Origin of the sequence: Alteromonas sp. S005, assembly GCF_036864475.1 — a bacterium.
Taxonomy (GTDB): Bacteria; Pseudomonadota; Gammaproteobacteria; order Enterobacterales; family Alteromonadaceae; genus Alteromonas.
This window is the reverse complement of the sequence record NZ_JAZETN010000004.1, coordinates 15,896-35,897: the sequence shown is the minus strand read 5'-3', so window position 1 is coordinate 35,897 and position 20,002 is coordinate 15,896. Positions and strand designations below refer to the sequence as shown.

The window sequence follows — 20,002 nt, the reverse complement described above, 5'->3', positions numbered from 1 at the left end:
ATGGGAATCATGACGTGGTTAGAAGACTTCACTAAGGCAACAGACGTTAATCAAGCATTGAGAAATAAACAGGCCCTCGATGCAACAACATGTTGCATCATGATGGCCGATGCAGATAGAAACATCATCTATGCTAATCAGTCGGTAAAAACACTGCTTAAAGAAAACGAGAAGAAATTACAGGCGGTTCTTCCCAGTTTTTCTGCTGATAATTTGGAAGGTCAGAACATCGACCAATTTCATCGAAATCCTTCACATCAGCGCAATATTCTTGCTGAATTAAAATCGACAATGACTTCTACAATTAGTATTGGCGATTTGAACTTTAAACTCACGCTTACGCCCTTTTTCGACCAAGACAACAAAAATATCGGCACTATGGTTGAGTGGGTCGATCAGTCTGAGTTACTCATTAAAAGCACCATGTTAAACGTATTGAACGACGCTCAGGCCGTTATCGAGTTTAATGCAGACGGCATAATTCAAAACGCCAACGACAACTTTCTTAATGCGCTTGGCTATAGCCTTAATGAAATCGTGGGCAACCACCACAAAATGTTCTGCGACAATCAGTACATTCGCAGTGACGAGTACGCACAATTTTGGCGTGACCTTAAAGACGGTAAGCCGCAAAGCGGAGAGTTTTGTCGCTTTAACAAAATGGGCAAAGAAATTTGGATCCAAGCCACCTATAACCCAGTTTTTGATGGTGACGGTAAGGTTATTCGCGTAGTCAAGTTTGCCACTGACATTACCGCATCTAAATTACGAAACGCGTATTTCGAAGGGCAAATTGAAGCAATCAACAAAGCTCAAGCGGTTATTGAATTCGACCTAGAAGGAAAAATTCTTAACGCCAACGAGAATTTCACAAACACTGTTGGCTACAGCCTAGATGAAATTGTTGGCAAACATCACAGCATGTTTGTAGACGATGAGTACAAGCGCAGCGTTGAATATAGCCAGTTTTGGGAGCAGCTACGCCAAGGCGTACTGTTTACTGATGAGTTTAAGCGCGTGGGCAAAGGCGGTAAGGAAATTTGGATCCAAGCATCTTACAACCCCATTTTAGACCAAAACGGCAGACCCCACCGTGTAGTAAAATATGCCATTGATATTACGGCCACAAAGCAAGCCATAAGCGATATCAAAACGGCTATGAATGAGCTTGTTCAAGGAAATCTAGATTGCCGCATTGAGCATGAGTTCGACGGCGAGTTTAAAGAACTCGGAACATCAATCAACCGCTTCATTGACGATATGCGCCGTATTATCGGTTCAATTAGCGATGTAATGACTCGCTTATCCGGTGGTGACTTAACTGCTGAACTGGACGAACAGTTTGAAGGTGAGTTCCAAGTATTGGGCGATGCTATAAATCAGTTCGTCTGCGAGATGTCTGGCACTATTGGCTCCATCTACCAAGCGGTAGAGACCATTAATACTGCTTCATCTGAAATAGCCACAGGAAACTCTGATCTTTCAAGTCGTACTGAACAGCAGGCGTCAAGCCTTGAAGAAACGGCTTCAAGCATGGAAGAGCTTACCGGTACGGTAAAACTTAACGCTGAAAATGCGGAACAAGCCAACAGTTTAGCATCGCAAAGTTGCGACATTGCGTCGCGTGGTGGCGAGTTAATCCGTCAGGTCGTCGACACAATGTCGTCAATTAACGAGTCGGCACAAGAGATTTCAGACATTATCGGAGTTATCGACGGCATTGCATTTCAAACCAACATTCTTGCGCTAAACGCCGCTGTAGAGGCGGCTCGAGCAGGTGAGCAGGGCCGTGGCTTTGCGGTAGTGGCATCAGAAGTACGAAGCCTTGCTCAACGCTCTGCTGAAGCGGCAAAAGAGATCAAAGAGCTTATTTCAGACTCAGTGAACAAAATTGATGGGGGCAATAAACTCGTCAATCAGTCTGGAGAGACAATGGAAGAGGTGGTGACGTCTATAAAACGGGTAAACGACATTATGTCGGAAATTGCGGCGGCGAGCTCTGAGCAGGCTTCGGGTATTGAGGAGGTCAGTAAGGCGGTGGTGCAGATGGATGAAATGACGCAACAAAACGCGGCGCTGGTAGAAGAAGCGGCGGCAGCCGCTGAAAGTTTACAACAGCAGGCGGGTAATTTATCTGAGCGTGTATCTACATTTAACATTGGCGATAAATCTTCTATTGAAGAAGCTAAACCGCAAAAAAAGCCTCATGCATTAACAGATAAAAAAGTGGCTTCAGTGTCCATGCTAAAAACAAATAAGAAGTTAGCTCCGAAAGTGCCAAACAACGATGAATGGGAGTCTTTTTAGTTAACGAAAGGCGAATTCTTTAATAGGGAATTCGCCTTTTTTATTACTTGACGTTTTATTCAGCGCTTCAAACACGTAGCGCTACAGAAAATAGGTGATGCTATGGGTGTTTTTAATATATTTCACAATGAAGAATTGGTGGCTGCGCAAAGTCTTTCACGCTTTCAAGAACAGGCGTTAAGTGAAAGTAGTGCTTGCTTAATGTTGGTCGATGCAGAAGGCACAATAACGTTTGCTAATAAAGCCTTCAAACAGCTTGCGGCAGAATATGGAGCGCAGTTTTCACACTCGCTTCCAAACATCGACCTACAAAATTTTACCGGCACTTCGATTGCAGGCTTCTTCGCAAATAACAGGGAATTAAGTCAGCGTTACAACACCTGCAATAGTAGCGACAGCTTTTTACTGCCGGTAGACAACCTGTTGTTTACATTAAGGCTCACCACAATTAAAAGTGTTGAGGGCGAAAAACTTGGCACTATGGTGGAATGGATAAACGACCAAGAGTTGCAGCATAAATCTGGCTTACTCGAGGGGCTCGACCGTTGCCAAGCCATAATCTCGTTTACTCCAGATGGCATTGTTGAAGATGCTAACGACAACTTTCTCAAAGTAACAGGTTATTCAAAAGAGGACATTGTCGGTAAGCATCATCGATTGTTTGTACTGCCAGATTATGGCGTGTCTGAAGAATACAGTCATTTTTGGGAAGGGCTGAGAAATGGCGAACGCAGTAGCGGTGAATATTGCCGCGTAGCAAAAAACGGCGACAAAATTTGGATCCAAGCTTCTTACAACCCTATCTATGACAAATTAGGCAATATTGTACGCGTTGTTAAATTTGCTACCGACATCACAGCGCAAAAGCGTAAGAACGCAGATTATGAAGGTCAGATTAACGCCATCGATAAATCGTTAGCTGTTATCGAGTTTGACCTAGAAGGGGTAATCCAACACGCCAACGAAAACTTCTGTAATACAACGGGTTATGACTTAAGTGAGATAAAGGGGCAACATCATAGTATGTTTGTTGAGCCCAATTACAAAATGAGCCCTGAATATTCGGCATTTTGGCGTGACTTGAAAAAGGGTGAATTTAAGTCTGGCGAGTTTAAGCGGGTAAAAAAAGACGGTAGCGAGCTTTGGATCCAGGCGTCTTACAACCCTATTTTTGACGAGTTCGGCCAGCCCCAGAAAGTGGTGAAGTACGCATCCGATGTCACTGAACAAAAACTGCAGAATGCATTTAACACAGGTCAGATAGATGCAATCAGTAAATCTCAAGCAGTCATCGAATTTGACCCCAACGGTAACATCGCGACCGCAAACGATAATTTCTTGGCCACGGTTGGGTATGCACTAGACGAGATCCAAGGAAAGCACCACAGAATTTTTGTCACTAAACAGGAACGTGAATCTGAGGAATATCGCACTTTTTGGAAGAAGTTGGCTGAAGGTCAGTTTTATTCTGGTGAATTTCATCGTGTTGCCAAAGATGGTTCAGATGTATGGATTCAAGCAACCTACAACCCCATTTTAGACATGAGTGGTAACGTTGTAAAAGTGGTCAAATACGCGAGCAATATTACCGAACAAAAAGTGAAAAATGCCTATTTTGAAGGGCAGTTGGCGGCCATCGGAAAGTCTCAAGCGGTCATAGAATTCAATATGGACGGCATTATCCAAGATGCCAATGAAAACTTTTTAAATACGGTGGGCTACACCCTAGAAGAAATTAAAGGTAAGCACCACAGCATGTTTGTCGAACCGTCATATCGTGCTAGCCCTGAGTATGCGGCATTTTGGGATGCGTTGCGCAGTGGCACCTACTCTTCTGGTGAGTACTGCAGAGTTGGCAAAAACGGCAAAGAAATTTTTATTCAAGCGACATATAACCCCATCTTAGATCACAACGGTAAGCCCTTCCGCGTAGTGAAATTCGCTACGGACATTACAGGTCGAACTCAGGCAGTTGATGAAATTAAGCACGTAATGACTAAGCTTACAGAGGGTGATTTAACCGTTAATATCGACCATGCATTAGATGGCGACTTTGCTGTCTTAGGCGAAGCAATAAATCAATTTATCAATGAAATGCGCGGCACGATCACCAATATTAACGAAGCGGTAGAGACTATTAATGTAGCTTCAGGCGAGATAGCAACGGGTAATGCCGACTTATCGAGTCGCACAGAGCAACAAGCGTCAAGCCTTGAAGAAACCGCGTCGAGTATGGAAGAGTTAACTGGCACCGTGAAGCTAAACGCCGAAAACGCCGAGCAGGCAAACTCTCTTGCTGCGCAGGCGAGCAAAATAGCGTCTCAAGGAGGGGAGGTCATCGGCGAAGTAGTGGATACCATGACGCAGATTAATGATTCTGCCCAAGAGATATCAGACATTATTGGCGTTATTGACGGGATTGCCTTTCAAACTAACATACTGGCATTAAATGCTGCGGTTGAAGCAGCGCGAGCCGGAGAGCAGGGGCGTGGGTTTGCGGTTGTAGCCTCTGAAGTGCGCAACCTAGCGCAGCGCTCTGCTGAAGCTGCGAAAGACATTAAAGAACTCATCTCTGATTCGGTCAGCAAAATTGCCAGCGGTAACGAGTTAGTAGTCAAGTCAGGCGATACCATGGCAGAAGTTGTGACCTCAATCAAACGAGTTAATGACATTATGTCTGAAATTGCAGCGGCGTCTGCAGAGCAAGCTGCGGGGATAGAGGAAGTCAGTAAAGCCGTAGTTCAGATGGATGAAATGACCCAGCAGAACGCTGCGCTAGTGGAAGAAGCTGCAGCTGCGGCCGATAGTCTTCAACAGCAATCACTGCAATTGAATGAACGGGTCTCAGTATTTGAAGTAGGAAAAGGGCTAAGCAGTGACCAGCAGCATGTCGCGGCCCTCACCCACGGAGATTTTCGACAGCCGCAACGCTTATCTGCAGGACCAGCTCAGCGAGCGTCTCAAGCGAAGGCGCTAACACCGGCTATGCCTGACGAAGCAGAGTGGGAGTCATTCTAATGACGGTGGCTGTTTCAACAAAAGATAGCACCAGGGAGTTCGCCTTTGAAAAGGCGGACTTCAAAAACGTGCAGCAAATGTTGTTCAAAAAAGCAGGAATAAACTTATCTGACGCAAAAGAGGCAATGGTCTACAGTAGGCTAGCGCGTAGGATTAGGGCGAGAAATTTGCGCAGTTTTAATGAATATCTCGCTTTAGTGAACAAATCGGAGTCAGAATTAGAGCAATTTATCAATGCACTAACCACGAACCTTACGTCTTTCTTTCGCGAGCCGCACCATTTTACCGCGTTGGCCGATTACCTAAGACAGCATAATGTTACCAACATTTGGTGTGCTGCCAGCTCTACTGGTGAAGAGCCATATTCAATCGCGATGGTAGTGGCTGAAGCGTTTGGAAGTTTTAAAACACCGGTCAAGATTATTGCCTCAGACATAGACAGCAAAGTGCTAGCTAAGGCCAGAGCCGGTGTTTACCCTTTAGCATCGATAGCGAAAATACCTCATCACAGACAAAAGCAGTTCTTTCACAAAGGCAAAGGCACCAACGAAGGAAAAGTAAAAGTGGTCGATGAACTGCGTAATATGGTGCAGTTCAAAAAGCTGAATCTTACCGATGCAAAATGGGATGTTAAGGGTCCGCTAGACGTCATATTTTGCCGTAATGTGATGATCTACTTCGACAAACCAACGCAGCTCAAAGTACTACAGAAAATGGTGGGTATGTTAAAGCCATCTGGACTTTATATGGCTGGGCATTCTGAAAACTTCAATATGTATACTAACCTTGTGAGACCGGTGGGGAAAACCATTTATCGCCCCGTCGATTAGGAGATATCGTGGCGACCCCCAATTTTGAACTGCCCATAACTTACTACGACAAGCGTTTTTCTACAGAAGCGGTCAAACTGTTACCCGGCCAGTATTTTGTTACGTCAAAAGACAAAATGCTGGTTACTGTACTCGGTTCTTGCGTAGCGGCGTGTCTGTTCGATCCCATTACAGGGGCTGGTGGTATGAATCACTTCATGTTGCCCACCGTTAATAAGTCGGCCGGCGAATTTGTACAGATTCAGGGAATGGCAGCAAAATACGGGGTTCATGCCATGGAAATTTTGATTAATGAGCTTGTAAAAGTAGGGGCAAAAAAGAACCGACTGCAAGCAAAAGTTTTCGGAGGCGGGAAAGTCGTGCCGTCTTTTGTTCAAAACGATGTAGGTAGGTTTAATGCCGAGTTTGTAACTCAGTTTTTAGAAACCGAAGGTATACCTATTTTAGCCAGTGATTTGTGCGACGTTTATGCGCGAAAGGTGTATTTCTTTCCACGCAGCGGCCACGTGATGATGAAGCGTATTCACGAGCTTAACAATGCAACAATTATCGAGCGGGAAAGTCAGCATCGCTGGGAGTTATCGAAGCAAACGCCAAGTGGCAGCGTAGATTTATTTGAGGACTAGTCATGACAATAAAAGTATTAGTGGTAGATGATTCAGCGCTTATTCGCCAAATACTCAGTGAAATCATAAAGAGTGAGCCAGACATGACGCTGGTAGGCGCAGCACCAGATGCGTTTGTAGCGAAAAAGCTAGTGCTTGAGAAATGTCCCGATGTCATAACATTAGATATCGAAATGCCAAAAGTGGATGGTCTGCGTTTTCTCGAAGTGCTTATGAATGCTAGACCAACACCTGTGGTTATGATTTCTACGCTGACAGAAAAGGGGGCGGAAGCCACCTTGCGATCGCTGGAGTTAGGTGCGATTGATTTTGTTGCTAAACCAAAAATCGGTGTAGCTCAAGGTATGGCAGAATACCACGAGTTAATCGTTGACAAAATTCGAACGGCCGCACGTTCAAAAGTAAAAAAAGCCTCGCCAGCTAAGGTATCTTCCGTCAATAAGGTGAGTTACTCGGGAACAGAAAAGCTTATTGCGATAGGCGCCTCGACTGGCGGCACTGAAGCCATAAAAGAAGTGCTGCGAACTTTCCCAGCAAACGCCCCTGCAACGGTTATAACTCAGCACATGCCGGCGGGCTTCACTTCTACCTATGCAAGGCGGTTAGATTCTGTATGTCAAATGCAGGTGAAAGAAGCGAAGGGAGGCGAGCGCTTGCTTCCTGGACAAGCGTACTTAGCGCCAGGCGATAAGCACATGGAAATTGAAAGAAGTGGGGCTGATTACCGTATTAGGCTTACTGATGGCCCGAGAGTATCCGGTCATAAGCCCTCTGTCGATGTGTTGTTTAATTCGCTATGCAAAAGCGCCGGTAACAACGCGATAGGCGTATTGTTAACGGGGATGGGGAGTGACGGTGCTATCGGTCTTCATGAGTTATTCAACGCTGGCTGTGAGACCTTCTGTCAGGATGAAGCGAGTTGTATAGTTTTTGGAATGCCAAAGGTAGCCATCGAAAAGGGAGCAGCAAGTCATATATTAAGCTTAGATGATATGGGTAAAGCGGTTATGCAGACTGTAGAAAAGCTCTCAGCTGGTAGTCGCTTATAGGTATAGTGAGTAAATACTTACAAAATGCAATTTCTGTCCTAAAAACTGTAAAAAGATTGTTATTGCTTTTCTTGTTACAAAAAAGCTTAGGTGTTTTAATAGCGAAACTTAACGAGTAGGTAATGCTGCTTCAGAATGCTGTTGCTGAAGCCGATACTATGGATAGGCCTACTTGGAAGTGCGTAAAAATATATAAATCGATACGTAAATGGAATAGTAATGTAACTTGTTGTCGTCATAATAATCATAAAAGACAATAGTTTATGTGTGGTGGGGAAGGCAAAGTATTTAAGGTTTTATTACTGCGTATATTTTGTTGTACCTATTAACAAAAAAAGGCCTGCTATATTCCTTACAGATTTGAGAGCAAATATATGCTCATTCTTACGGTATGACACTAACCCGGGATAATTACGAGTAGTTGGGGACTCTTATGAAACAGCAAACGCTAATTGCACTATCTGCCTTAATGTTTTCTTCTTCTGTTTTAGCAAATGGCGGTTTTGAGCCGAACAAGAAAGCATGCGTCAACGTCGGTAAAGAAATCACTCGCGTAAGCACTGAAATGGACGTAGCAACGTCTGGTATTCAAAAGTCATGGCTTAAGCGTCAGTTGAGTGCACTAGAAACTAAACGCAATTCATGCAGCACAAAAGGTTTTAAAGCCAACCAGCCAGAGTTAGCAAAGCTTTAATATTGATGGGTGTTTAGAAAAGAAAAAGTCTTACTTTGGTAAGACTTTTTTTGTTTTTAAAGTAAATAAAGTTAGTTTGTCACAATGCGTATTAATTCATTAAGCGAAGCAATACTGTAATCGGGTGCTAGCCCTAATGGATACGGCATTTTGCCCGAACGTTCTACAAATGTAGTTTGCATACCTGTCGCCTTAGCGCCGCTTACGTCCCAGCCATGGGCTGCTACCATCATGGCGTCTTCATTCTTGACATTAGCCTGTTGGCAGGCCCAGTGATAAACCGCTGCATGAGGCTTGTAAGTTCGCACGCTTTCCACGCTTAATACATGAGAGAAATACGACGTTATATTAGCGTATTCCAGTTGCGCATCCAGCCCGGCTTTTGATGAATTTGAAAGTGCCACCAAGGTAACACCTGCACTTTGAAGCGCCTTTAAAGTAGGAACAACATCGTCGTGCGCTGGCAATCGGGTAATATGCTGTTTGATGGTATCTTTTGCGGTAGCCTCATCAACAGAGATATCCTTACTGTGAGCTACCATGGTAAGTGCTGCGGCTCCAATATCAATAAAATCGTGAAACTGTCCAGACGCAACATCCACTAAACTGTGATGTAATAGGTTAGCAAACCATAAGTCGACTAGTGTCTCATCACCATCTAGTACTGATGCTAAGCCTATTTTAATAGCCTGCATGTCTAAAAGTGTTTCATTAATATCGAAAAAAATAACCCTTGGCGTCACAATTCACCTTCCTATTATTAATGACAAAAAACGTAGCGCGTTGTCCTAACGCGCCTGTTGCTTATACCACTGTAAAACAGAATTGGTTTTACTAAAGCCCTATACGACCAATGTCGATGGGCTGGCGTTAAGTAGGGTAGAGGGGAGGTTAGTAATATAATAGCTTAATGTGAAAAGACACAGAACAGAGGTGAATTTGCTGGAAAGCGCTGGTGATAAAAAGCCGACACATAGGCCGGCTTCTTCTTGTGTTTCTCAACCCTATGTTCTTAGAAGAACAAATAGGAAACGCTTAGCTTCATGCTTCGAGGCATAATGTAGCGGCCGTTAGGCGACTCTGGATTACGCGGATCGCCTTCAGTAATACCTTGTTCGTCGGTTAGGTTATCAACAGAGAACTGCAGGCGAAGTGAATCCGTTGGCTCTAGTGTTAGACCCACATCAATTTTCTCGTATCCCTCAAGTACAACCGTGTTTTCGTTGTTGCCGAAGCGATCATCAACGGCTGAAAATGTACCGTATACGGTGGCGTACATATCAGCGATATCAAACGCATAGCTTGGTGTAACACGAACCTGCCAGCCAGGCTGACGCTGCGCTTCATTGCCTTCGTTGGTGGCGCTGGCAGTAATTTCAGTCTCCTGAATCGTTCCGTTCACGCTCAATGAGAAGCCTGAATCGTGGCTATAGCGACCATCTAGCTCTAGACCGTAAGCTTCGTTAGTCAGTATTTCAGCTGGCGCGCCAGGACGACGGACAAAAGTGTCGCCTTCGACTTCATTGGCAAAAGCGGTAGCAAAAAATTGAATACTGTCATTCATGTACTTATAGCCAAACTCGGCTTGTGTGACTTCTTGAATCAAGTCGTTACCGCCAGTGTAGGCACCCCAGTTGTCTCTGAAGTCGTCGAAATAAGGCATTTTATAGCCTCGGTTCATGCGAACGAATACACCGCTGGTGTCATTAAGCGCGTAGTTTGCGCCGACTGTCCACGACGTTTTGGTTTCGTCGTACTCAAGCGCTTTAGTTATTTTTCCGTCAAGATCTTCATCTACCGAATAGTTCACTTCGTGATTTTCACGGCGTAGCCCTAAGTCGATGCTCAAGTCTGAAGTGGCATACCATGTACCTGTGGCATAAAGTGCAAAAGTACTCGCGTCACCCACAGAGCTGATGTCGTAGTTAAAGTCACAGCCTTGTGCATCGTTATTACATTCGATACCCTCGAGTAGTTCGCCGCCCGACTGCAGTACGTGATAAGCCGTGTTACCTATGCTCCACCAGTCATTGGCTTTGGTTGATGCACTGTAAATACCAAATGATGTGTCGAAATCTTCCCAGCTTTTCGATACAGCAAGGTCGTTAGTGAAAGCTTCAATATCTTTGAGCACAACCCAGCGGCCAATTTGTTGAATAGGCGTATCACCGTCATACACTGTGCCAGTTACTGCACCAGTGGCAGACTCGCCGTTATCGGCGACATTTGCAACAGTCGTCGCAGAGCCACTGGGCACAAGCCCAAACGTGTTGGCTTCACCTTTTGTAAGGTTAAAGCGGTCAACTAGCTGCCAGTCGTTACCTAGGTCAAGCTTAATGCTACCGCCACTTACGTGACCGTCCCAACCACGACCTTCGCCGAAGTCGAATGACTCAGTGGTATCATTAGGGCCGTACGTAATGGTGCCTTGGCGATTCAATGGACCAATTTGCGTATAGTTTGCGTCGATACCTTCAACGTTTAAAGGTGTTGGTAGGTACCATGTACCGCGGTCATCTGTTTGACGGGTGTACAGGTTAAGCTCGCCTTTATCGAACACTTTGGTTATGTTAACGGTAAACTGATTACCTTGCTCAGAGTTAAAACCTGCATCACGAATGCCTTCTGAGCTCTTAATGTAACCACCTACCATGTAGTACAAGTCGTCATCTAGTGCGCCGCTTGCAACCACGTCAATGCGGTTAAGGCCGTAGTCAGAGATAGTGTACTTCGCTGACGCTTCTGTCGACTCGCCACCACGTTTAAGGCGGAAGTTTGTTGTAAGACCTGGTTGACCGTTGCTTACTACTGGGTTTGGACCACCGCGTAAACCTTCAACCATTTCAATTGTATCGTCTATGCGAAACAGCTGAGAGTTCTCAAGGAAAGATAGCGTAGGCGCAGGGTAGATAGGAGAGTTCTCAAGCGCAATCGTTAGGAACGGCGCATCGCCACCACCTGGGAAACCACGTACAAATACGTTCGCGCCCGACTCACCGCCTGAACTTTCAACCCAAACACCTGGAATGGCCTTAAACAAATCGGCCGTAGACTTAGGTGCTAATTTTTCAATGTCGCTAGCGTCGATGTTGGTTACCGCAAAGCTCGCGTCAATCTTTCTAATCCCTGCGCCGCCTGGCGTACCGCTGACAACAATGATCTCTGCGTTGTCTTTCGCTTGTTGTTTTACGTCTTCTTGTGCCATGGCAGGCTGCGTTAGTGCTACCGCTACTGCACTCGCCAGCATTCCTTTTGTAAACAACGTTTTCATGGTGTGTGCTCCCGAAAATGTTCTATTGCGTTGTTAACTGAATGCGTTAAAAAGGTTTAAGAATTGTTATACGCATCACGATTGCGAAACAAAATAGATCTGTTTGCAAACGATTGCAAGGATAAAATGCAATCGTTTGCAAATTTTTTGTTTATTATTGTTAACATGGTTTTACGCCAAGACGATTCGCGCTATATTGTGAATTCGGCTGTAGAGTCGACGATTTATCCGGTTTAGGTAGCGGTTTTACGCTTATATTTGGTGGTGCTATCACGGGTAACCCGGTATACCGAAAATTATTAGAGAATGGTCACATTGGTTTCTGAAACAAAACTCACCTTAGCGAAGCTGGCTGATATTGCTGGTGTATCAACATCGACAGCATCTCGGGCACTGAAAGACAACCCGCTTATTAAGCAGGAAACCCGAAGCAGAATTCAGGCACTAGCTAAAGAGCACAATTTTAGTATTAACGCGGCCGCTAGCCGCTTAAGAACGCAGAAAACTCACGTGATAGCGGTGATTTTAAATCTAATCGACAACACCGAACAAAGCACCACAGACCCATTCCTGCTTAAGCTGGTGGGAGAGCTAAATCAAGCGCTAAATGCCAAAGGCTACGAGCTACTGCTGTCTAACTCATTTATGGCATCTGACGACTGGGCGAACTACTTTATTCGCAGCCAACGCGCCGACGGCATTATTGTCATTGGGCAAGGAAAATCCACGGCCAAAATCGATCGAGCAGCACAGTCGGGCATTCCCATTGTAGTGTGGGGCGATGCAAAAACAGACGCGCCATATCCCATTATTGGCGGCGACAACTATCTGGGTGGCTATACGGCAACCCAGCATTTGCTGAGCCACGGCGCCAAACGCATCTTGTTTCTTGGAGACTCTGAACACGCGGAAATGCAGGAACGTCACAAAGGATATTCGCAAGCCCACCGCGATGCGAATGTGCCAATAGACACGCAGTGCACCTGCGCCATCGATATTACGTCGAAAGCAGCATACCAATACATTAACGAGCGTATAAAGGCGAATGGGTTAGATTTCGATGGGATCGTTTGTGTAAGTGACATGGTGGCATTAGGCGCGTTAAAAGCACTAAAAGAGCGCTACGTAGGTATTCCAAGCGATGTAGGCATTGTGGGTTACGACGATATTTCTTTAGCTGAACTTATGCACCCGTCGTTGACAACGGTGCGTCAGAATACTCAACAAGCCGCAATAGAGATGGTTACGCAGCTATTAAACCAGTTTGAAAACAAACCTACAGAAAGCCAGGTAGTGGAAACAACCTTAATTGCCCGTCGCTCTACGCAGCACAGCGACTAACATTTCGCTTTTTTATCAGATTTTTAACGCATAAACGCTATTATTTAACGGTAACAGGGTGTCGATATTAAGCACTAACGAAAAAATAATAGCGCCTTGCAAACGTTTGCATTTTTATTTTCTTACGACTACACTCCTGCATAATTCAGTTAACAGAGTGTTTACACATGTCCCGATTCATGGTCATTGCAGCCATTGCCATTAGCTACTACGTATTTGCCATACTACTTAACAGTGTGGGTACTGTTATTCTGCAATCGATCAATAGCTTCGACATTAGTAAGCCAGAAGCAAGCACACTAGAAGGCTTTAAAGATCTTTCTATTGCTGTTGTCTCGTTCCTAGTGGCCAGCTTCATTCCAAGAGTTGGCTACAAGCTTTCAATGTTACTTGGGTTAGCATTAGTGGCCGTTGCCTGTGCGCTGACGCCTTCTATCGCAAGTTTCTGGTTCATTAAAGTGTTGTTTGCCTGCATAGGTACTGCATTTGCGCTAGTGAAAGTGTCGGTGTACGCCATTATTGGCCAGCTGTCGTCTACCACTAAAGCGCACTCATCGTTAATGAACACCATTGAAGGTATTTTTATGTTGGGCGTGTTGTCTGGCTACTGGGTGTTCGCTGGGTTTATCGACCCCAATAACGATGCTTCTTTATCTTGGCTGAACGTTTACTACTTACTAGCTGCGCTGGTTGGTTTTACGTTAATTGTTGTGGCATTGGCTCCTATCAAACCTGTGGAAAAAGCGCAATCAGAAGGCCTTGCAAGCGAGTTCTTCAGCATGCTGAAATTGGCCTATAAGCCGTTAGTGCTGGTGTTTATCTTCTCTATTTTCTTATACGTGTTAATTGAGCAGGGCATAGGTTCGTGGCTGCCAACTTTTAACAAAGAGGTGCTGGGCTTACCTACTCAAGTCAGCATTCAAATAACCAGTATCTTTGCGATAGCGCTGGCCGTTGGGCGCTTAACTGCGGGCGCAGTACTTACGCGAATGAACTGGTATCCCTTCTTAAATATTTGTTTGGCGGGTATGGCTGCGGTAATGCTACTAAGCTTACCGCTTGCCGAAAACGTGGCTGACAGCACAATAGCCAGCTGGGCTGACGCACCAATAGCTGCGTTCCTTATTCCATTAATTGGATTGATGATGGCGCCTATTTACCCCGTATTAAACTCGGTAATGCTCAGCGCGCTACCTCAACATCAACATGCACCTATGACAGGGCTAATTGTTGTATTTTCGGCACTTGGGGGAACCACAGGTTCTATCGTGACTGGATTTATTTTCGACGCAGTAGGGGGCCAACAAGCATTTTATCTATCGCTTATTCCAATAGGTGCATTAGTGGTAACCCTATTCTTCTTTAAACGAGCGTCTTCTTCTCTATCGCCTAAAGGTGCGCAGTAACTATGAGTTCTTCTTCACACAACTGGCGCGACAGCTTGTCGTTTTTTGCCAGCGACCTGTTTAAACATGTGCAAATGGCACAGCTATTCCCAGACAGCAAAACCTTCTCTGACGCTATTGTTAAAACCGATCTCAATACCGTTTTAGCGGCCTATGAACAAGCGTGTTTAGATGCTGAGAAAAGCGGCGAAGCAGTAGACTTAGCTACGTTTGTTAATACCCATTTCGATATTCCAGAAATGATTAGCGCAACATCGCAAACCAAGTTTGAAAATGTAGCCGATTATATTGAACATATGTGGCAGGTGCTAACGCGTACCCCCGACACTGAGCAGAAAGACAGCTTAATAGCGCTAACCCGCCCATACATAGTGCCGGGTGGACGCTTTCGCGAAATCTATTACTGGGATACATATTTTACCGCATTAGGTTTAATTGACGCGGGGCGCACCGACATGGCAATTAACATGTTGGTGAACTTTGTAGATATTTTAAATGAAGTAGGCTGCATTCCTAATGGCAATCGCGCCTACTATTACTCTCGCAGTCAGCCTCCTATTTTGGCGTTATTTTATAACTTGCTTAAAGACGCACTAAGCGACCAGCAAAAAGAGTACGTTATTTGGGGCTTAAAGAAAGAATACCAGTTTTGGATGAATGGAGCGGGCGAGAGCGCATCACAGAAAAGCGCGGCGCAACTTCGTACCGTCACCATGCCATGTGGCGCAATACTCAACCGTTACTTTGACACCGAGCCAACGCCTCGCCCTGAGTCTTATCGAGAAGACATCGAAACAGCAGAGCACATTGGCGCAGATAAAAGTCAGTTCTACCAGCACGTTCGCGCGGCTTGCGAGTCGGGTTGGGACTTTAGTTCGCGCTGGCTTGCCAATCCAGATTCACTGGCAAGTATTCGTACTACCGAAATTATTCCATTAGATTTAAATGCTCTACTGGTAACGCTTGAGCAAACCCTGGCAAGCGTGACAAAAGGGGTCGAGCAAGCTCGCTTTAACACAGCCGCTACGGCGCGAATTAATGCAATAAACACCTATTTTTTTAACGCTGAAAAGGCAGGCTATTTTGACTATCACTTCCCCACACAAACGCAAACCAATGTCGTGTCAGCGGCTATGTGTGTGCCGTTGTTTGTTGGTATCGCCAACGACAAACAAGCGGAAGGTGTACGCGCAATAGTAATAAATACCTTGCTGAAAGAAGGCGGAGTGGTAACCACTTCCAACACTACATCGCAACAGTGGGATGCACCAAATGGCTGGGCACCACTTCAACTTTTCGCCGTTGAAGGGTTGCGTAATTACGGGTTTGATATGCAGGCACAAACCATTATGCTACGTTTTTGTAGAATGATTGAGAGTCACTTCGCATCAAGTGGTGTACTGCTTGAAAAGTATAATGTTTGCGAGCCGGAAATTAAGGCGGGCGGGGGCGAGTACGATGTGCAGCTAGGTTTCGGATGGACAAACGGCGTTTATACCCGCTTCCAAACATATTTGAATAACTAGTTACTTATGCTAGTGAAAGCTTGACGCGCGACACTGAAATACAGTTCGCGCGTTTTTATTAAGCTAATTGTTGTCGGTGCGACTGTCCATATCAATCGACATGGCGATGTCATCGAGTATGTCGTTTAGCCCAGTAATTTTTTCGGTGCCAATAAATATGCTCATTTGAGTTTCGACCACAATATAGTCGTTTGTGGTGTCGCCCTCAAAGGTATTTGCTAGCGCGCTTTGCACTCGGTCGAAGAACTGGCGTGCACTTCGCTCTTCGATATTGTGAAGGCATAAAATGAATTGGTCTGTCCCAAAACGCCCTAAAATATCGTTGCCCCGAGTTACGGTCTGAAGATTTTGCGCAATTTTGCGCAATACAAAATCGCTTTTCGTAGAACCCACTTTACGCGTTATCTCACGTAGGTTACTGATGTCGAATATCGCAATTGCGATAGCCCTGTCTTGTTTAGGCGCTTCAAGTTTATTGATGCGAGTAATAGCTGAATCAGCATTAAGTAGAAGCGTTACTGGATCAATGGCTTTGCGCGCTACGTGCTTCTTGCGTAACACATAGCCAGCAATAATAATAAGCAATAAGAACGCTGCGATAGCGGTATATAAAGTGTTCCTTCTTTGTTCTTCGGCTTTTTCAATGGCTGACTCTAGGTCATATATACGTGTATATAGATTAGCTGCACCAACAATTAAAGCGGTATCTTGGGTAAGCTCCCTTCGCTTAATGACCTCTTTTGAGTAGATACTGTGGGCTTCTTTTGCGCGCCCTATATCGCCTAAAGCTAAAAATATTGAAACATTAAAACTTAAGTAGTCAAGGTTGGTATTGAAGACTTTTGGAATGGCGATTTTGTCTAATGCACCTATATCAGTTAAATACAGCTTTAAACAGGTGAGATCCTCGTTATGTAGACATAATTCGGCTTTATGCCAAGCAACCAGTTTTTGGCCGAGGGAGCTAGAGATATTGGCAGTCGCTTCCTCTAACTCGGGAAGAGTATAGGCTAGTTTATTATAATCACGCGTTTTTCTATGGTAGATAGACAGCGCATATTGATACAAAAAATTACTAAGCGGCGTGTCTATTTCGCTATTCAGCACACCCAGTTCTAGAATGCTCTGATACGCTTTATCAGTTTGACCACTGCTCAGTAGCGAAACGATGGCACTAATTATAATGCTTACCTTGTTGCTGCCTTTATATACCAAAAGGCCCATTTTATGTGCTTTTAAATACTGCTCGGCGGCTAGCGCATGCTGCTCTAACTTACCGTAAAGAAGACCGATAGCGTTGTGGATATGCGCGAGTTCGCCTGGGCTACCGTTATCGGAATAGCGTTTAAGCACGCCAAACATTTTACCTAGCCTGACTTCGGGTGACGTAGACTCTGAACAATAGTTAATCAGCCCTAGCGAAGAGCTGGTAAAAATATCGCTGTGACGTTCTGGTGAAGATAAATCTTGAGCTTGTTGATAGTACTCACAGCGCGCCGGGTTCTCTCTTGCGTCATAAGTGAAGCCAATTTGATAGATAGCCGATGCAAACGCATAAGAGCCCTCATCAATATTGTTTTGCATTATGGCTTTAAGCAGCATTTTCTCTGCTTCTTCGTATTTGCCACGACAAATTAAAAACTGCCCTTTGGCCACGGTCAAAGCAAAACGTTGTTGGGATGTGATGCTTTCTAAAGTGAGCGTTTGTTCTAGCTCTGGCAGTAACGATTGACTTGGGCAATCGTACGAGGGCGAGCGAACTTTTTCGATAACGGCATCGACATCAGTATTTGCCAGAGTCGCAGAAGACGCGAACAACACGCTGAAAAAAGATAAGACTGTTAAATATAACCTTCGAGCCATAAGAGATAGCGTTTACGTTTTTTCTTTATAATATCGATTTGAGCCAATAACTACTATATTAAGCCCGTAAATCTTACTGCTTTTTTGCATCCTATTGTGTATTTTGTGTCTGAACTTAGCAGCTATTAAAAAGTGGTAAGCACATTATCCTTAATGCACAGGCGACCCAAAGCTTACCAAAATCGCCACGCCCACTAAGGCAACGGCAGACCATGCAATGGTGGCTTTCGTTGCTTTTTCACCAAGTACCCAGGCTACTCCTAAAGACATTAACGCACTGGTGGCAATTAACGTTTGAACGACGGCGGCTTTGGCATAGGCGAACGCAAACATTTGTAAGTAGATAGCGGCAGTAGTACCAAGCAGGGTTGCTAACACAAAAGCCGGCCATATGCGTTTGCCGTGGCTACTTTGATAGTCGATAACAGGCATATAGCGGGTTTTCGTTAAAGCTATAAGCGGAATCACAAAGGCCATACCACCCACTAATCGCAAAAATGCCGCACTTGCCGCGTCAACGTCACCTGCGCTTAAAATGTCGCGGCTGACTACCGCGCCAACCGCCTGACATAACGCCGCGCCCACGCCATATAAATAACCGCTGGTAGCAAACACGTGAGTAGAGCTGCGTTTACGTGCCTTTATGACCATATCCACCGAAAATAGCACCACAGCAACGCCAACCCATTGCTGCCAAGTAATCCATTCGCCAATAAAAGCCATAGCAAAAAGTGCGGTAAATAAAGGCGCAAGGGTTTCGGCAACCAGCACCGCCTGGCTATCGCCAATGCTTTGTAGGGCTTTAAAGAAACAGGTGTCGCCAATGCCTATGCCAATTAAGCCGCTAAGCAATAGCCATAACACTGCGCTGGTGGTAAGCCCGGTAGGCTGAACGAAAAGTAGCACAACGGCCAAAATGGCAATGGAAATTAAGCCTTTCCAAAAGTTCATAGTTAGCGGCGAAAACGCGTTACCCGTACCACGGAATAAGCGCGCGGCAATTGCCCAACAAAGCGCTGTACCTAGCGCAGCAAAAACACCCATAAATTACCTGTGAACAATATAAATAAATCAGAAAGGGCAACGTTTAGTCTGCCAAAAAGAGCGGCTATGCTAAAGCAAGGTGTAGTTGGCGTAAACTTAAATCATTAAGTTGGTTTTTAGCTAAAACATCATAGCCTTAAGCAAACGTAACAGAAGCTAAAGGTATTTCGTGGCATTATATTGATACCAAAAAAGGAGCGAGACCGCGCTGAACTATTTTAGGTGAGCGTTAATGAAGTCTCTACAATATTACTGAAGTGAAAGGGCTAGAAAACCGTGAGTATTGAGCAAATGAACTTAAGCGGCATAAAAGGTGTGATATTCGATTTAGACGGCACCTTGGTAGAGTCTAGCCTTAACTTTACACGAATGCGCGCCGACGTAGGCTGCCCACAAGACGAAGATATTCTGACTTTTGTTGATGCCCTTAGCTGCGCCGAAACCAAAGCAAATGCACACCGCACTATTTTGCAGCATGAACTAGAGGATGCGCAGAATGCCAAATGGTTACCCATAGGCAAAGCCATGGTAGAGAAAGTGCAGGCACACAAACTACCCATGGCAATAGTTACCCGCAACTGCCGCCAAGCCACCGCCATTAAGGTAGCCAATAACGGCATTCCCATCGACTACGTGCTAACCCGCGAAGATGCCCCAGCCAAACCTGATCCAACAGCCTTATTAATGGTGGCGAACACATGGCAGCTTCAACCTGAAGACTGCCTGTATGTGGGCGACTTTATTTACGACCAGCAAGCCGCCGAAAATGCTGGGATGAGGTGGTTGTTGGTTTAGAGATTACCTATCTATCATCGGGTTTTTTAGGTTTTATCGGACCGATTGGCAAGATCAGGTAACAATCTTCATTTAATAATGGCGTGTCAATCCCCGCATATACTTTAGTATAGTCTTCCTCTGTAAGTTCTTGCATGTTTGTTTTTTGTTCGATATTCATGTCTGTTCCTATTTATTATTTAGCATGTCCTGCTCATGTGAGCACCTAAAAGGTAATGGTTTTACAGGGATG

The 20,002-nt window shown here is 45.0% G+C and carries 15 protein-coding genes; 10 read left to right on the top strand and 5 right to left on the bottom strand.

Annotated features, from left to right (window positions below):
- The 6 genes from V7R55_RS06865 to V7R55_RS06840 all read left to right on the top strand — a co-directional run bounded on the left by V7R55_RS06865 (window position 1) and on the right by V7R55_RS06840 (window position 8,524).
- The gene (locus V7R55_RS06865; protein ID WP_334058520.1) at window positions 1–2,307 is read left to right on the top strand and encodes a methyl-accepting chemotaxis protein; all 2,307 of its coding nucleotides are present in this window, start codon (window positions 1–3) and stop codon (window positions 2,305–2,307) included.
- 102 nt (window positions 2,308–2,409) lie between these two features.
- Window positions 2,410–5,325, top strand: coding sequence for a methyl-accepting chemotaxis protein (locus V7R55_RS06860; protein ID WP_334058518.1), 2,916 nt, complete (start codon window positions 2,410–2,412; stop codon window positions 5,323–5,325).
- Window positions 5,325–6,155 carry a CheR family methyltransferase gene (locus tag V7R55_RS06855; protein WP_334058516.1) on the top strand — a complete coding sequence of 277 codons (831 nt, stop codon included), beginning with the start codon at window positions 5,325–5,327 and terminating at the stop codon, window positions 6,153–6,155. The genes V7R55_RS06860 and V7R55_RS06855 overlap by 1 nt, the downstream gene beginning before the upstream one ends.
- A gap of 8 nt (window positions 6,156–6,163) precedes the next feature.
- Window positions 6,164–6,781 carry a chemoreceptor glutamine deamidase CheD gene (cheD, locus tag V7R55_RS06850; RefSeq protein ID WP_334058514.1) on the top strand — a complete coding sequence of 206 codons (618 nt, stop codon included), beginning with the start codon at window positions 6,164–6,166 and terminating at the stop codon, window positions 6,779–6,781.
- A gap of 2 nt (window positions 6,782–6,783) precedes the next feature.
- Window positions 6,784–7,830: a protein-glutamate methylesterase/protein-glutamine glutaminase gene (locus tag V7R55_RS06845; RefSeq protein WP_334058511.1), complete on the top strand. Its 1,047-nt coding sequence runs from the start codon at window positions 6,784–6,786 to the stop codon at window positions 7,828–7,830.
- Window positions 7,831–8,263: 433 nt separating this feature from the next.
- Entirely contained in the window at window positions 8,264–8,524 is a 261-nt protein-coding gene (locus tag V7R55_RS06840) for a hypothetical protein (protein ID WP_334058509.1), read from the top strand.
- Between the two features lie 71 nt (window positions 8,525–8,595).
- On the opposite strand, the gene V7R55_RS06835 is transcribed toward V7R55_RS06840, so the two are convergent.
- Window positions 8,596–9,267, bottom strand: coding sequence for a haloacid dehalogenase type II (locus V7R55_RS06835; protein ID WP_334058507.1), 672 nt, complete (start codon window positions 9,265–9,267; stop codon window positions 8,596–8,598).
- A 269-nt stretch (window positions 9,268–9,536) separates the two neighbouring features.
- On the bottom strand, window positions 9,537–11,795 hold the full coding sequence (locus V7R55_RS06830) for a TonB-dependent receptor (protein ID WP_334058504.1): 2,259 nt from the start codon (window positions 11,793–11,795) through the stop codon (window positions 9,537–9,539).
- A gap of 306 nt (window positions 11,796–12,101) precedes the next feature.
- Between V7R55_RS06830 and V7R55_RS06825 the strand changes: the two genes are divergently transcribed.
- The 3 genes from V7R55_RS06825 (at window position 12,102) to V7R55_RS06815 (ending at window position 16,068) form a co-directional block, all read left to right on the top strand.
- Window positions 12,102–13,136: a LacI family DNA-binding transcriptional regulator gene (locus V7R55_RS06825; RefSeq protein ID WP_014947952.1), complete on the top strand. Its 1,035-nt coding sequence runs from the start codon at window positions 12,102–12,104 to the stop codon at window positions 13,134–13,136.
- A gap of 167 nt (window positions 13,137–13,303) precedes the next feature.
- Window positions 13,304–14,542 (top strand): MFS transporter, encoded by a 1,239-nt coding sequence (locus V7R55_RS06820; protein WP_334058502.1) that lies wholly within the window; start codon window positions 13,304–13,306, stop codon window positions 14,540–14,542.
- A gap of 2 nt (window positions 14,543–14,544) precedes the next feature.
- On the top strand, window positions 14,545–16,068 hold the full coding sequence (locus V7R55_RS06815; protein ID WP_334058500.1) for a trehalase family glycosidase: 1,524 nt from the start codon (window positions 14,545–14,547) through the stop codon (window positions 16,066–16,068).
- Window positions 16,069–16,131: 63 nt separating this feature from the next.
- On the opposite strand, the gene V7R55_RS06810 is transcribed toward V7R55_RS06815, so the two are convergent.
- Both V7R55_RS06810 and V7R55_RS06805 read right to left on the bottom strand, forming a co-directional pair.
- On the bottom strand, window positions 16,132–17,931 hold the full coding sequence (locus tag V7R55_RS06810; protein ID WP_334058498.1) for a diguanylate cyclase domain-containing protein: 1,800 nt from the start codon (window positions 17,929–17,931) through the stop codon (window positions 16,132–16,134).
- Window positions 17,932–18,081: 150 nt separating this feature from the next.
- Complete coding sequence (locus V7R55_RS06805) at window positions 18,082–18,975, bottom strand: DMT family transporter (RefSeq protein ID WP_334058496.1); 894 nt, start codon at window positions 18,973–18,975, stop codon at window positions 18,082–18,084.
- 276 nt (window positions 18,976–19,251) lie between these two features.
- Here V7R55_RS06805 and V7R55_RS06800 point away from each other — a divergent pair, with 276 nt between their 5' ends.
- A complete protein-coding gene (locus V7R55_RS06800) occupies window positions 19,252–19,770 on the top strand; it encodes an HAD family hydrolase (RefSeq protein ID WP_334058494.1) in 519 nt (172 codons plus the stop codon).
- Window positions 19,771–19,777: 7 nt separating this feature from the next.
- On the opposite strand, the gene V7R55_RS06795 is transcribed toward V7R55_RS06800, so the two are convergent.
- A complete protein-coding gene (locus V7R55_RS06795; RefSeq protein WP_334058492.1) occupies window positions 19,778–19,930 on the bottom strand; it encodes a hypothetical protein in 153 nt (50 codons plus the stop codon).
- Between the last annotated feature and the right edge of the window lie 72 nt (window positions 19,931–20,002).